Annotated in this window: 13 protein-coding genes; 5 read left to right on the forward strand and 8 right to left on the reverse strand. The window is 70.5% G+C overall.

Annotated elements, in window-relative coordinates:
* Nucleotides 1-4 precede the first annotated feature (4 nt).
* Nucleotides 5-694: a helix-turn-helix domain-containing protein gene (locus AB0K67_RS17980; protein ID WP_364060709.1), complete on the forward strand. Its 690-nt coding sequence runs from the start codon at nucleotides 5-7 to the stop codon at nucleotides 692-694.
* Nucleotides 695-872: 178 nt separating this feature from the next.
* On the opposite strand, the gene AB0K67_RS17985 is transcribed toward AB0K67_RS17980, so the two are convergent.
* Nucleotides 873-1511, reverse strand: coding sequence for an alpha-ketoglutarate-dependent dioxygenase AlkB (locus AB0K67_RS17985; protein ID WP_364060711.1), 639 nt, complete (start codon nucleotides 1509-1511; stop codon nucleotides 873-875).
* A gap of 204 nt (nucleotides 1512-1715) precedes the next feature.
* Between AB0K67_RS17985 and AB0K67_RS17990 the strand changes: the two genes are divergently transcribed.
* Entirely contained in the window at nucleotides 1716-2534 is an 819-nt protein-coding gene (locus tag AB0K67_RS17990) for a lysophospholipase (RefSeq protein WP_364060714.1), read from the forward strand.
* Nucleotides 2535-3007: 473 nt separating this feature from the next.
* Here AB0K67_RS17990 and AB0K67_RS17995 read toward each other — a convergent pair whose 3' ends face one another.
* Nucleotides 3008-3418, reverse strand: a complete 411-nt coding sequence (locus AB0K67_RS17995; protein ID WP_364060717.1) for an SgcJ/EcaC family oxidoreductase — start codon at nucleotides 3416-3418, stop codon at nucleotides 3008-3010.
* Between the two features lie 11 nt (nucleotides 3419-3429).
* Complete coding sequence (locus AB0K67_RS18000) at nucleotides 3430-3765, reverse strand: hypothetical protein (protein WP_364060720.1); 336 nt, start codon at nucleotides 3763-3765, stop codon at nucleotides 3430-3432.
* A 705-nt stretch (nucleotides 3766-4470) separates the two neighbouring features.
* On the opposite strand from AB0K67_RS18000, the gene AB0K67_RS18005 reads away from it, so the two are divergent.
* Nucleotides 4471-5622 (forward strand): maleylpyruvate isomerase N-terminal domain-containing protein, encoded by a 1152-nt coding sequence (locus AB0K67_RS18005; protein ID WP_364060723.1) that lies wholly within the window; start codon nucleotides 4471-4473, stop codon nucleotides 5620-5622.
* 1329 nt (nucleotides 5623-6951) lie between these two features.
* Here the strand turns inward: AB0K67_RS18005 and recQ are convergent.
* Entirely contained in the window at nucleotides 6952-8778 is a 1827-nt protein-coding gene (gene recQ, locus AB0K67_RS18010) for a DNA helicase RecQ (protein WP_364060726.1), read from the reverse strand.
* A gap of 338 nt (nucleotides 8779-9116) precedes the next feature.
* On the opposite strand from recQ, the gene AB0K67_RS18015 reads away from it, so the two are divergent.
* Nucleotides 9117-9884, forward strand: coding sequence for an SDR family oxidoreductase (locus tag AB0K67_RS18015; RefSeq protein ID WP_364060729.1), 768 nt, complete (start codon nucleotides 9117-9119; stop codon nucleotides 9882-9884).
* A 52-nt stretch (nucleotides 9885-9936) separates the two neighbouring features.
* Nucleotides 9937-10188, forward strand: a complete 252-nt coding sequence (locus tag AB0K67_RS18020) for a type B 50S ribosomal protein L31 (RefSeq protein WP_364060732.1) — start codon at nucleotides 9937-9939, stop codon at nucleotides 10186-10188.
* A 266-nt stretch (nucleotides 10189-10454) separates the two neighbouring features.
* Here AB0K67_RS18020 and AB0K67_RS18025 read toward each other — a convergent pair whose 3' ends face one another.
* The 4 genes from AB0K67_RS18025 to AB0K67_RS18040 form a co-directional block, all read right to left on the reverse strand.
* Nucleotides 10455-10718: a DUF6343 family protein gene (locus AB0K67_RS18025; protein WP_364060735.1), complete on the reverse strand. Its 264-nt coding sequence runs from the start codon at nucleotides 10716-10718 to the stop codon at nucleotides 10455-10457.
* 10 nt (nucleotides 10719-10728) lie between these two features.
* Entirely contained in the window at nucleotides 10729-11433 is a 705-nt protein-coding gene (locus AB0K67_RS18030; protein ID WP_364060738.1) for a maleylpyruvate isomerase family mycothiol-dependent enzyme, read from the reverse strand.
* 31 nt (nucleotides 11434-11464) lie between these two features.
* Complete coding sequence (locus AB0K67_RS18035; RefSeq protein ID WP_364060741.1) at nucleotides 11465-12166, reverse strand: DUF4344 domain-containing metallopeptidase; 702 nt, start codon at nucleotides 12164-12166, stop codon at nucleotides 11465-11467.
* Nucleotides 12167-12340: 174 nt separating this feature from the next.
* On the reverse strand, nucleotides 12341-13093 hold the full coding sequence (locus AB0K67_RS18040) for a hypothetical protein (RefSeq protein ID WP_364060744.1): 753 nt from the start codon (nucleotides 13091-13093) through the stop codon (nucleotides 12341-12343).
* Nucleotides 13094-13209: the final 116 nt, after the last annotated feature.

The raw sequence follows: 13209 nt of genomic DNA on the forward strand, positions 1-13209 counted from the left end.
CGCAATGGAACTGAAGGACCAGGTACGCGAGCTGCGCGAGCAGGGCATGTCGCCCAAGCAGATCGCCCGAGCGCTCAAGGTCTCGCCGTCCGTCGTGGCGCCGCTGGTGCGCGCCATCGCCGAGGAGACCGCCCAGGCCGCCGGCCCCGGTGAGGCCGAGGTGGTCGGCTGCTGGATCAACGTCGGCTGGAGCGAAGGGCTCGGCGTCGATCCGGCGCGCGGCTGGGTCGACGAGGCCCCCGACTCCGGCGGTGGCGGCAACCTCAGCGTGCTGATCGCGCGGCGGTACAACTGGGACCGGCTGACGGTCTGCGGCTACCTCGCCGACGTCTGGTGCCTGGGCGTCAAGGCCGTCATCGGCCCCGACGTGCTCGACGACCGCGACCTCGTGCGCTTTCGCGAGTACTTCTTCGGCGAGTACCCCGGCTGGCAGGAGGCCCCGATCGAGCTCGCCAGGCACCTGGTGTTCGGCTCGATCGACTACGCCCGCACGCTCGGGTTCGAGCCGCACGACCTGTTCTCGCTCGGCGCCGACGTCCTCGGCAAGTGGGAGGAGGAGGCGGCGATCACGTTCGGCCGTCACGGCAAGCCCTGCTACGTCGAGGGGCCCGACGACGACCCCGGGCGGGTGCTGCGCACGCTCCGGCGCAGCTTCTCGGACGACGAGTTCGGGTACGTCCCCGCAAGCCCATGACCCCGCCCCCGTAGGCCCGTCACCTGGGGTGATCCGTGCTTGCGGGCCTGTCACCCGGGGCGACCTCTGTGCCTGCGCGCGCATCGCCTGCGGTGAGCCGTGCCTGCGGGTTCGCCGCTTGCCGTGGGCTGCGCGCGTGGACGCTTCACCGCAGGGCGGCCACGTTCCCGCGGTCGCCTCACTGCAGGCCGGTGACGCGCATCGTGATGTTGAGCCGGCCGGAGGCCAGGCCCGTGGCGGGGTCTCCGGTGCCCGGATAGACCTTCGGCACCCCGTGGTAGGCGAACCGCGACGGCCCGCCGAACACGAACAGGTCACCCGATTCGAGCCGGATGTCGGTGTACGGCTTGCCGCGCGTCTCGGTGTTGCCGAACCGGAACAGGCAGGCGTCGCCGATGCTCAGCGACACCACGGGGGAGTCGGAACGTTCATCCTTGTCCTGGTGCATGCCCATCTTGGCCTGGCCGTCGTAGAAGTTGATGAGTGCGGTGTCGGGTTCGTACGGGACGTCCGTGCCGTAGGCGTCGGCGAGCGCGCGCCGGCCCAGCTCGGCCAGCCACGCGGGAAACTCCGCCACCCGCCGGCCGTTCACGTCGTGGGCCAGGCGGGTGTAGCGATACGGCTGCCAGTGCCAGCCCACGCAGACCGTCTGCACCGACATGACGCCGCCGCCCGGCAGCACGGTGTGACGCATCGGCACGGGACCCTTCGCCCATTCCCGGCAGGCTTGGACGAGATGGCGCTGCTGGTCGAGGCTGAGCCAGCCGGGCACGTGCACCGCACCCGGGGCGATCTCCCTGAACGGCAGCGGGATCACGGCAGCTCCCGTTCTGGTGTCGTACGCCGCATCCCCCTATTCTCCCCGCCTGCCCGCCTCACCAGCGCGACTCTTTCGACGCCACGGGAGCGAGCGGAACCCGGGTGCGGTTCCCGGACCTCGCGCCCGCCTATTTGATCGCGAGTGCCGGACGGCGTACGCTCACCGCACTTCGGACCCAGAAGTGAGCATCCAGGAGCGGGCATGGCCACCTCACGCGAGTACACGTTCACCGGCAGCCGAGTCACCAACCACGTCCGCGAATGGCCCAACGACCGGCCGCGCTACGTCGCCATCCTCGTCCACGGGTACGGGGAGCACATCGGCCGGTACGAGTACGTGGCCGACCGGCTCGTCCGCCACGGGGCCGCCGTCTACGGGCTCGACCACATGGGGCACGGCAAGTCCGAGGGCGACCGGGTCCTCATCGCCGACTACGAGGACGTGGTCACCGACGTGCACACCGTCGAGGAGCAGGCCAGGGCCGCGCATCCGGACGTACCGGTCGTGATGATCGGCCACTCGATGGGCGGCCTGATCGCGGCCCGGTACGCCCAGCGCTACGGCACCGGCCTGGCCGCGCTCGTCCTGTCGGGCCCGGTGCTCGGCGAGTGGGCGGTCGTGCCGGAGCTGCTCGCCTACCCCGAGCCGCCCGACACGCCCATCGACCCGTCCACCCTGTCCCGCGACCCGGCGGTGGGGGAGGCGTACGCGGCCGACCCGCTGGTCTGGCACGGGCCGTTCAAGCGGACCACGCTGGAGGCGCTCGCGACCACCCTGGACGTCATCAACAAGACCGGCAGCCTCGGCCCCCTGCCCACGCTCTGGGCGCACGGCGAGGACGATCAGCTCGTTCCCATCACCGGCACCCGCGCCGGCATCGACGCCATCCGCGGGACGGACCTGACCGAGCGCATCTACCCGGGGGCGCGGCACGAGATCTTCAACGAGACGAACAAGGACGAGGTCCTGGACGACGTCACCGCCTTCATCGACCGCGCCCTGAGCGGACGCACGTCGTAACGCGCTTGCGGGTTGGCGTCGGCCGGCACTTCCGGCGGAAGGGGCGATCGGTCGGGAACGACGCGAGTCGCACGTCCGGCATCTGTGCGTGCTGATCCCGTTCGGCATGCACGGGCTCGCCCGCTGTTGGCGCGCTGTCTTCGTCCGCGTCGGTCCCGTCAGTACAGACGGGGTCCGCCTGCCGAACGTCCGCCGCCGCCTTCACCCGCGCGGATCCCGTTCCGGCGCGGACGGAGGCGGCGGGCGCAGATCAAGCGGCCGATGCGCGACGGCGGACGAGCTCCGCGCGGTGGGCTGCGCTGTCCGCCGTACCTCACCCCGGCTCCCCGCTCCTGCACCTGCGCCCGCTCCGCGCCGTCACCCGGCACCCCGTCCACCCGACGTCGTCCGCCCGCACCCGAGCTGTGGCGCGAGCGAACGGGGCCCGCCGTTCGTACCGTCCGAACCGAAGCCGTGGTGTGCCTCCAGACGATTCAGGAGCCCTGGTAGACCTGGGTGTTCTGGGCGGCCGTGATCTTCCAGACACCCTCTTCCTTGGCGAGGATGTAGAAGGGGCGTCCTTCGGGGGTGTCGGCGGGGGTGCCGTCAGGGTTGAAGGGCACCTGGTGGACGTTGACGGCGGCCACGTCCGGGCGGATGAAGAGGATGCGCACGGGGGTGTAGGCGGCGATGCCGTGCTTGGTGGCGCCGGGAAGGGCCTGGGCGGTGAAGTCGTGGATGGTCTGCCAGCCGGACAGCCGCTTGCCGTGTGCGGTCGTCCACACCGGGTCCGCCTTGCGGAACAGGCTCATAAAGGCTTCGACCTGCTCCTTCTTCCAGCGCCCCTCGCCGCACCGAGGCCCGGTAACCCGTGCTGTCCTCGTCGGCCGGGGTGAGCCGGCCATGGGCAGGGCCGTCAATGCACCGGCAGCCAGACGTGGCCCGAGCCGCGCGTACGGGTGAGCTCGATCTTCCAGCAGCCCGCCTTCGGGAACACGAAGCCCGTACCCCACTCCTGGCCGGGCCTGCGCCAACTGGACCCGCCGTGTTCCTCGGGCCCCCAGATCAGCTTGGCGCGGGTGCCGTCGGGCAGGCTTGCCCGGACCTTGAGCGGCCCCTCGCCGGTCATCCGCCACACGATCTTCACCTCGTCCCCGCGCTTCAGCGGAGTCGCCCGTACGAACAGCAACCCCCAAAGCTCGGCCCCCTCGGCCGTCCCCCGCACCTCCGGGAACCCTTCGCCGAGGAACACCGGCGTCCCCTTGCACCCTGCCCCGGCTCGTGTGGGCCTCGCCGTCGCCTGTGCGTCAGTGTCGCTCCCCGTCGCCGTCGGGCCCTCCGTCGCGGTCGCCGTGGCCGTGGCCGTTGTCGTTGGCGTGGCCGTTGGCGTGGTTGTTGGCATGGTCGGTGGCGTCGCGGTCGGCGTCACGGGCGCGTCAGTAGCCGCTTGCACACCATCAGCCGAGTTCGGACCGTCACCCGCCTCCGGGCCGCCGCTCGACTTCGCGCCGGTGCCGGCTTCCACGCCGGTACTTGCCTCGGGGCCGCCACTCGACTTCGCATCGGTGCCGGCTTCGATGCCGGCACCCGCCTTACCGCCGGGGGCCGAACTCGGACCCGCACACCCACCCACCGCCGCCACCATCGCCGCGACAGCGGCCGCGACACGCCACCACGCTTTCACCGGTCCTCCTTCGCCTCGCCCGTCCTCACCCCCACTACTCCGGATCCCGGCAGAAGGTTCCACGGCCATCGCACGAGCGGGATGAGGCACCGGCAGCGCGTGATCGGCAACGCGTGCCCGGAACCGTGTATCACCATGAAGTGCGTGCCCCGGGTCCAGGCCGCCTGCCCGGCCGGCTCCTCCCGTCGGTGACGATCCGCGAGAAGAGGGTGAGCCCCTACCGGCCCGATGAGTTCTCGCCTCCCCACGGGTCTCCATCTATGAGGAGGCGATATGAGTGAGCACGAGAAGGCCCTGAAAGCAGGGGTGGCGCTGCTGGAACGAGCCACCACGTACGCCCTCGGCAGCCTGCGCCTGGTCACCCCGGCCATCCTTCGCCGTCCGACTCCCTGCACCGGCTGGACGCTGCACGACCTGCTGCTCCACCTGAGCGACTCCCTCCAGACCCTCGCCGAAGCCGCCACCCCTGTCTGCACAAACGCGGGCGGTACGGCGAGCGCCGCCGAGAGGGCCGTCGTCTCGCTCGCGTCTCCGATGGACGGCGCCGAGGGGAGCGGTATGCAACGGCAGGTGACCAAGAGAGCCAAGCCGACCGTGATCGCCGCACCCCGGGCGGCCCCACAGCATGACCTCCGCAGCTCCGCCCCGCAACGCGAGTCCCGCGATGCAGCCGCGCAGCAGGACCGACCCACCCCGGCCCCGCAGGATGGGCTTGGCATGCCGGCCCTGCAGCGCGAGTCCCGCGATGCAGCCGCGCAGCAGGCCCGACCCACCCCGGCCCCGCAGGATGGGCTCCGCACCCGGGCTCCGCAGGATGGGCTTGGCACCTCGGCCCCGCAGCGCGAGTCTCGCGATGCAGCCGCGCAGCAGGACCGACCCACCCCGACCCTGCAAGACGGGCTCCGTGACCCGGCCGCGCAGGACAGGCTCCGTGACCCGGCTTTGCGGCACGAGCTCCACAACCTGCCACCGCAGCATGAGCAGTGCAACCCGACCCCGCAGGATGAGTTGTGCACCCCGGCTCCGCAGGATGGGCCGGGCAACTCGACCGGGCACCCCGGGCTTCGCAACCCGGCCCTCCTCCTCAGGGACAGCGCCACAGAGGTGCTCGGTCGGTGGGTGGCTCTCGCAGGGGACGATCTCGTCGCCGTCGGCGACCGGCACCTGACCCGTCCGATGGTGGCCGCGGTGGGGGCGATCGAAGTGGCCGTCCACGGCTGGGACGTCGCCATGGCGTGCGGTGAACGCCGACCATTGCCACCGCTCCTGGCCGAGGAACTGCTCGACCTGGCCCGCCTCTTCGTCACCGCCGAGGAGCGTTTCGTCCGCTTTGCCCCACCCCTCGCCGTCCCGCCGCACGCCCCCGCCCACGATCATCTCCTGGCCTACCTCGGCCGCGACCCCGCATGGACCCCTTTCCGCTGATAGCCGACAGGCCACGGCCCGCCCTGTCGGCGAGCCCTCCGGCCGTTGAGGGGAAGCTCTGAAGATCGTCAAGTGTCCGAGTGGCGGGACCCGGCTGCACATTGACCGCCGGCACGTCGTACGATCACTTCGTACGGAAATGTCAACCGCACACCTTGACGCGGCTCTTGGTAGAACCCGGCGGCGTTCCGACCGATACGGTGAGAAGATCGGTTAGGGTCACTCGGCTGCGGCTGGAATGCCACGTGAGCCACGCCATGCCGAGGAGCGGGTAAGACGTCCGGTCAAGTCCGCGAGACGACCCTTCGTCCAGCGCGGACGGGCCGGCCAACGTGGTGGCGACGACCGTTCTTCGTGCGGCCGTCGCCACCACCATCGTTCAGCACGGCCGGCGCCCCACACCCCATGCTCCTTACGCAGCCGTTCCCACGCCCTTTCGTGATCGCCCCACGCCGCGTTCGCCGTACGTTCCACGCGCGCGGGGGTTACGTCCCGTCAAGTGGTGTAGAACCGGCCCTCATCGGCGCGTCGCCTTCGACGAAAGGGGGCCATCGCGTGAGTCTCTGGGGGAAACCGCCAAGTCACACACCAAGGGAGAACCAACGCGATGGCCCTGGACCAGTCTGCCCTGTGAGAAGTCCTTTCGCTGGTCCACGCCCGTCAGCGGCTCCTCCCGCCGGCCCGTGATCGTCGCGTGCTGCTCCACGGAGGGTCGGGACTGTCCGTGCCTCTGTGATCGTCGTCGCCGCGTCTCTCTCACGAAGGCGCTCTGGTGGTCTCTTCGTGAGGGCGTTCTGGTGGTCTCTTCGTGAGGGCGTTCTGGTGGTTTCTTCGTGAGGGCGTTCTCACGGCCTCTTCGCGAGGGCGCTCTCGCGAGTGTGCGCTCGTCGTCGGCGACCTGTGCGCGCTTAGGCGGGTCGGTCTGTGTCCATACGTAGTCGTCGTCCGTACGTAGTAGTCGGCGTGCGCTTCGCGGACCGCTTGCGTGGCCGCGCGCTCGTTGTCCGCTCTCCCGTCCCTTCGCGAGCGGTCCGCGAGAGGCACGGACCGCTCGCGGACCGCGAGAGGCGCGGGCCCGTTGCGCGCGACCCGGGGGAGGTGGGAGGCAGCGTGCGGCGAGGTGCGGAAGGACGCGGGAGGGATGCTGGGGCCGACCGCGCGATGCGAGGTCGTGCCCAGCCCAGGGTGTGCGGCGGTGTGAGACCGCAAGAGGCCGGGCCGACGCTCCCCACGGTGCACCCACCCCGATACGTTTGGCCCCGGAGCGGCGCGCCCTGGGCGATTCGCCCGGTGCGCCCGGCATGGCCGGTCCGCTGCGCTTCGCCCTGGTTACACCTCCGGCGCGTCTTCGCTCAGCAGCTCCAGGACCTGTTCGCCGTACTTCGCCAGCTTGTTCTCCCCCACGCCGTTCACCCGGCTCAGCTCCTGCAAGGTCGCAGGCCGCGCGGTGGCGATCTCGCGGAGGGTCACGTCGTGGAAGATGACGTAGGCGGGCACCCCCTGCTCCTTCGCGACCGCGGCGCGCCACGCACGCAGGCGTTCGAAGATCGGGGCGGCCTCGGCGGGTAGCTCGGCGGCGGCCTTGGCGGCCTTCGCGGCGGGGGAGGACGTCTTGGCGCGGGCCGGGCGGAGGACGTCGCGGCGCAGCCGCACCTCGCGCTGCCCGCGCAGCACGTCGGCGCTGGCGTCGGTGAGGACGAGGGCGCCGTAGTCGGACTCGACCGCCAGCAGCCCCTGGGCGAGGAGCTGGCGGACGACGCTGTGCCACTCGGCGGTGCCCAGGTCGGCCCCCACGCCGAAGACCTTCAGCGTGTCGTGGTTGTGCTGCAGCACCTTGGCGGTCTTCTTGCCGAGCAGGATGTCGACGATCTGCCCCACCCCGAACTTCTGCCGCCGCTCCCGCGCCAGCCGCAGCACGGTGGACAGCACCTTCTGGGCGGGGATGGTGCCGTCCCACGACTCGGGCGGCGTCTGGCAGGTGTCGCAGTTTCCGCAGGGCTGGGAGCCCTTCTGCCCGAAGTAGTCGAGCAGCATCATGCGGCGGCAGCCGACCGTCTCGCACAGCGCGAGCATCGCGTCGAGGTGGAGCACCTGGCGGCGGCGGTGGGCTTCGTCGCCCTCCATGGCCATGCGCCGGTGCTGGACGACGTCTTGCAGCCCGTACGCCATCCACGCCGTGGCTGGCAGCCCGTCGCGCCCTGCCCGCCCGGTCTCCTGGTAGTAGCCCTCCACCGACTTCGGCAGGTCGAGGTGGGCCACGAAGCGCACGTCGGGCTTGTCGATGCCCATGCCGAACGCGATCGTGGCGACCACCACGAGCCCCTCCTCGCGCAGGAACCGGGCCTGGTGGTGGGCGCGGGTGCGGGCGTCGAGCCCCGCGTGGTAGGGGACGGCGGGGATGCCGTTGCCGACCAGGAACTCGGCGATCTTCTCGACGGACGAGCGGGACAGGCAGTAGACGATGCCGGAGTCGCCGTCGTGCTCGGTGCGCAGGAACTCCAGGAGCTGCCGCTTGGGGTCGCTCTTGGGCGTGATGCGGTAGTGGATGTTGGGACGGTCGAAACTGGCCACGAAGTGGCGGGCCTGCTCGAGGCCGAGCCTGGATGAGATCTCGGCGTGGGTGGCCGGCGTGGCGGTGGCGGTGAGCGCGATGCGCGGAACGTCGGGCCACAGCTCGTGAAGCCGGGACAGCTCGAGGTAGTCGGGGCGGAAGTCGTGACCCCACTGCGACACGCAGTGCGCCTCGTCGATGGCGAACACCGAGATCTCGCCCTTGGACAGCAGCCGCTGCGTCGCCTCGAGCCGCAGCCGCTCGGGGGCGAGATAGAGCAGGTCGAGCTCGCCGGCCAGGAACTCCGCCTCGACGAGCTGGCGTTCGTCGAAGTCCTGCGTGGAGTTGAGGAACCCGGCGCGTACGCCCAGCGCCCTGAGCGCGTCGACCTGGTCCTGCATCAGGGCGATCAGAGGGGAGATGACCACGCCGGCGCCGGGACGCACCAACGCGGGGATCTGGTAGCAGAGCGACTTGCCGCCGCCGGTGGGCATCAGGACGAGCGCGTCACCCCCGGCCACGACGTGTTCGATGATCTCCTGCTGGCCCTCGCGGAAGGAGTCGTAGCCGAACACGCGGTGCAGGACGTCGGTGGGGGTATCCATGCGGCTACCTTACGTGTTCGGCGGCGGGCTGGTGTCCGGTTCCGCCCTGGGCTGACCATGCATTCGGCGGAGGATCGCGGTTGCGGCTCCACCGTACTCAAGTGCTCGAGCCGCCGCCTCGTCCGCGTGCGTGCGGAGCCCGGTCGTCGATGGGGATACGGCGCGAAAAAGCGCGATAAATGGGCGCTCTATCCGGCTGTCCAGGTGATCGCCAATGCGCACATGAAATGCCGGTTCCGCAATCGTGTGATTACGATCTGTCCATTCTCGGGAGAATATGGTGACGCAAGTCACTTTAGCGCCAGCAATGGCGCTAAAGATCGATTAGCATCGAGAATATGCCTATTTCCTACGTGGTTACTGGTGGTGGACGAGGCATCGGCAGAGCGGTGGTGGAGCGGCTGCTACGCGACGATCGGGTCACCGTGGTCGCCCTTGAACGCGACAAGGAGGCTCTGTCCTGGGCGGACGGCCACCGGGTGGTGCCGTTCGTCGGGGACGCCTCCGACGAGGGGGTCGCCGACAGGGCCGCCCGCCTGGCCGGGGAGTCGGGTCGGCTGGCGGGCTGGGTGAACAACGCGGCCGTCTTCCGTGACGCCTCCGTGCACTCCTCGCCGATCGGCGAGGTCAGGGAGCTGATCGCGGCCAACCTCGACCTCGCGCTGGTGGGCTGCGCCACCGCCGTACGTCACTTCCTGGCCGCCGGAAACCCCGGCGCCATCGTGAACGTCACCTCGCACCAGGCCGCGAGGCCCGTGCCCGGCAGCCTGCCGTACGCGACGGCCAAGGCCGCCACGGAGGGTCTGACCAGGGCGTTGGCCGTGGAGTACGGCAAGCGCGGCATCCGGGTCAACGCGGTGGCGCCCGGCTCGGTGGCGACCGAACGGTACGAGCGGTTCCTGGCCGAGCAGAGCCCCGAGGGCGCGGCGGCCGTCGAGGCCGAGCTGGCCAAGCTGCATCCCCTGGGCCGCGTGGCCACGCCGGCGGAGGTGGCGTCCGTCGTGGCGTATCTCCTCTCGGATGAGGCGTCCTTCGTCAACGGGGTCACGGTGCCGGTGGACGGGGGCCGTGCGGTGCTGGGGCTCGACCCCGAAGCGCCGGCGTAAAGGCTCCCGAAAGCTCGGGAATGAAAACCGTTGTCATCCGGTTGCAGAGGGCATGAAGAAGAACCTGCACCCCGCCTACCGTCCCGTCGTCTTCCGCGACCCGAGCGTCGGCTACGCCTTCCTCACCCGCTCCACGCTGACCAGCGACAAGACCGTCGAGTGGGAGGACGGCAAGACGTACCCGGTCATCGATGTGGACGTGTCGTCCGCGAGCCACCCGTTCTACACCGGCAAGGGCCGCATCCTCGACACGGCCGGCCGCGTCGAGCGCTTCATGGAGCGCTACGGCCGCACCGCCTCCTGACACCCGCCGCCGGTGTCGCCCTAGGCGTCTGACGGACGCGCCGCGTGTTCCAAGGAGGCGGTACGCGTCCGGCAAGCGGTAAGCGGTGCGCGCCCGACGAGCAGTGCGCGCCCGGCAATCGGCGTGCGCCCGACGAGCGGTGCGCGCCCAGTAATCCTGCGCGCCCGGCAAGCGGTGTGCGTCCGGCAAGCAGTGCGCGCCCGGCAATCGGCGTGCGCCCGGCAAGCGGACGGTGCGCCCAGCACGACAACGCAGCGTCCACGCGTTCAGCGTCGCCGCCGGCCCTCCACCTCGCCAGAGGCCCGGCGGTGCCGCAGCACAAGCAGATCGACGGCGGCGACGACGGCCACCACCGCCGCGATCACCGCCTCCCAGATCCACACCTGCTCGCCGGTGTTCATGGCCTGGACGACGAAGAACACCGCCGCCGCCACGGCGAGCACCAGCGCGATGATCGACAGCACCCGCCGCACGCTGAGCGCGCTGCGGGCGGTGACCGGCTCGGTGCCCGAGCGGTCGCGCAACCACATGGAGTCCTCCTCAGGCCAGGCAGCGCAGAGCCGCCGCCAGGCGCGTATCGAGGTCGTACGAGGCGGGCAGCCGCCCCACGGTGGCCGTCACGAAGTCGGGGGCGGGCAGCGTCGCGCTGACCCCGTCCACTGAGGCGAAGATCTGCTCGCCCATCGGCTCGACCTGCACCTTCGCGCCCTGCTCGGCCAGCACGAACCGGCCGACGGCCACCCGCCACGCGGTCCTGCCCTCGGCCTCCTCGTCGGAGACCGGTGCGCCCACGTCGTCGGCATGGGTGGCGTACTCGGAGTCGTAGTGGAACGTCTGCTGCCCCACCGGGTAGGGCCCGGCCAGGGTCTGGAGCGCGGCGTCGTAGCCGAGCGCCCGCATGCGCGCCCTGGTCTCGCCGTTCTTGGTGCGCCACTCGTCGAGCACCTGGCCGATCGGCAGGTCCCTGCGCTGCCGCACGCACAGCTCGTTGAAGTCGTTGTAGTCGCTCACGCCCTCGGCGGCCAGCCGCGCCATGAGGTCGGGGACGGTCTCGTCGAGGCAGGCGTGGTTGTAGATCTCCTCGCCCGCGAGGTGCGCGAGCACGTCGCGGACCGACCAGCCCGCGCACCGGGACGGCCGCTGCCAGCCGGCCTCGTCGAGCCCGGAGAAGAACCGGTCGAGCCGCGCGGCCTCGGCGTCGAAGATGTCGAACGGGTTGAAGTCTTTGAGCAGGTCCTCGGCCATACCGGGGACGCTACCCGTCAGGTCCGACGAATCACGGCCCGGTGCGCACGGCTCCGCCGATCATCGACTTGACCCGCGCGTACTCGGCGGGGCAGGAGGGCGCCCGCTCCGGCGGCACCCAGCCGCCCTTGGCGATGCGGGCGTACTTGCCGGGGTCGGAGCCGTACAGCAGGCAGGCGAAGGAGGCCGACTCCTTCATGCCGTCCAGGTGGTCGGGGCCGTCGTGGCCGGCGAGCAGGTGGCGGGCCTCGGCGGCGGCCACGACGTGCTCGGGGTCGTCGGCGAGCAGCGTCAGGGCCGCGAACTGGTCGGCCTGCACGGGGCTGTCGGGCATGCCGTTGAGCCTGGTCAGCGCATGGCCGAGCTGGCGGTGGAAGAGCACGGCGAGCGCGCCGTCGGTGCGGGCGCCGGTGGTCTTCTCGTCGGCCTCCTCGGTCTGCGAGATGCCTTTGATCGTGCGGTGCACCTGATCGACGAGCGAGTAGCAGATCGTGATGCGCCGCTTGCCGTCGTTCCAGGTCGCCTTGGGGGAGTCGCAGTCGCGTGCGACGACCTCGACGGGCCGCGGCGTGCGGATGTCGGTCTTCAGCGCGCCGCTCTTCTTCAGCAGTTTCTCCGCCTGCTCGGCGCGCGCGGAGGAGGGCTGCTCGTAGCGTACGGACACCTCGGATGAGGGGGCCGCTCCCAACGTGCTCGTGATGCTCAGGACGAGGGCGATCACGGGGTGCGGCATCCGGAAGCTCCTTCACGGGGGTCGGTTTTCGCGATGGGGGTTCCCATGCGACGATCCCAAGATCACTAAACCTGTCCGAGCTGAAAAAGCCGGAAGCCCGGCCCCGAGGAGGGACCGGGCCGCCGGACTATGGCCTCACATGTGCGGGACCCTCACCGGGCCCTGCTCACGTGTTCAGTGACGGTGGTGCCAGGAGTAGACCCGCACGTAGTCGGTACGGCTCTTGGTGTCCTCGAGCCGCCGGTCACCGTCGAAGACGGCGCGGAAGGTGCCGCTCTTGTAGGCACGGGTCTTGGCGTAGAACACGCCGCTCCGCGACGTGCGGTCGGAGGCGACCCGCTTCCAGACGCTGGAGCCGGTGGCCCGGTAGTAGATGTCCACCCGCTCGTTGCGGACGCCCTCCCAGTGGCGGCCGTCGCGGGCCTCGAGACGACCGGTGAAGGTGATCGTCTTGCCCTTGCGGACCTTGGACGGGCCGGCGTTGAACCGCGTGATGCGGGTGTCGTCCTTGCCCTTGATCTGCTTCACGTAGAAGAACGCCGAGTCGGTGGCGAGCTTCCGGCCGTGACGGTCGAAGGCCACGGCGGTGGCCTTCCACTTGCCCGCGGGGTCGTTCTCGTTGAAAGCGACGGCGAAGCGCCAGCTCTCGAGGCCCTTGACGCTCTTGGCGGCCAGCGTGCGGACGCCCTCGGGCGCCACGCTCAGCTCGACGCGCTGCACGTTGCGGCTGGCGCCGACGTTGAAGTACGTCGTGGTCTCAGCGCCCCGCTTGACCAGGACCGGGTTCGGGCTGATGTCGCGGATGTAAAGCTTGGTGCCGGGCTTGTGAGGGGTGGTCGCGGTGGCCGCCGAAGCGACGCCCGCGCCCGACACCAGCATGGTGCCGCCGACCATGGCGGTCAGAATGCCTACTGCGATCTTTCTCATGAGGGTGCTGATTCCTCTCCCCGTATTGACTTCAGAGCTCGGCCTCGGGGGTGCCGGCTCCCTCTACTACTTTGAGGCACCGGATCGGGAAAAGGTTGTGTCAAAGTTCTGAAAAA

The sequence above is a fragment of the Nonomuraea sp. NPDC052634 genome (genome assembly GCF_040678535.1).
In the GTDB taxonomy this organism is placed as follows: domain Bacteria; phylum Actinomycetota; class Actinomycetes; order Streptosporangiales; family Streptosporangiaceae; genus Nonomuraea; species Nonomuraea fastidiosa.

Coding starts and splice junctions, on each gene's coding strand:
- AB0K67_RS17980 (WP_364060709.1), top strand. CDS start 5: ATGGAACTGAAGGACCAGGTACGCGAGCTGCGCGAGCAGGGCATGTCG.
- AB0K67_RS17990 (WP_364060714.1), top strand. CDS start 1,716: ATGGCCACCTCACGCGAGTACACGTTCACCGGCAGCCGAGTCACCAAC.
- AB0K67_RS17995 (WP_364060717.1), bottom strand. CDS start 3,418: ATGGCCGGCTCACCCCGGCCGACGAGGACAGCACGGGTTACCGGGCCT.
- AB0K67_RS18005 (WP_364060723.1), top strand. CDS start 4,471: ATGAGTGAGCACGAGAAGGCCCTGAAAGCAGGGGTGGCGCTGCTGGAA.
- recQ (WP_364060726.1), bottom strand. CDS start 8,778: ATGGATACCCCCACCGACGTCCTGCACCGCGTGTTCGGCTACGACTCC.
- AB0K67_RS18015 (WP_364060729.1), top strand. CDS start 9,117: ATGCCTATTTCCTACGTGGTTACTGGTGGTGGACGAGGCATCGGCAGA.
- AB0K67_RS18020 (WP_364060732.1), top strand. CDS start 9,937: ATGAAGAAGAACCTGCACCCCGCCTACCGTCCCGTCGTCTTCCGCGAC.
- AB0K67_RS18025 (WP_364060735.1), bottom strand. CDS start 10,718: ATGTGGTTGCGCGACCGCTCGGGCACCGAGCCGGTCACCGCCCGCAGC.
- AB0K67_RS18030 (WP_364060738.1), bottom strand. CDS start 11,433: ATGGCCGAGGACCTGCTCAAAGACTTCAACCCGTTCGACATCTTCGAC.
- AB0K67_RS18035 (WP_364060741.1), bottom strand. CDS start 12,166: ATGCCGCACCCCGTGATCGCCCTCGTCCTGAGCATCACGAGCACGTTG.
- AB0K67_RS18040 (WP_364060744.1), bottom strand. CDS start 13,093: ATGAGAAAGATCGCAGTAGGCATTCTGACCGCCATGGTCGGCGGCACC.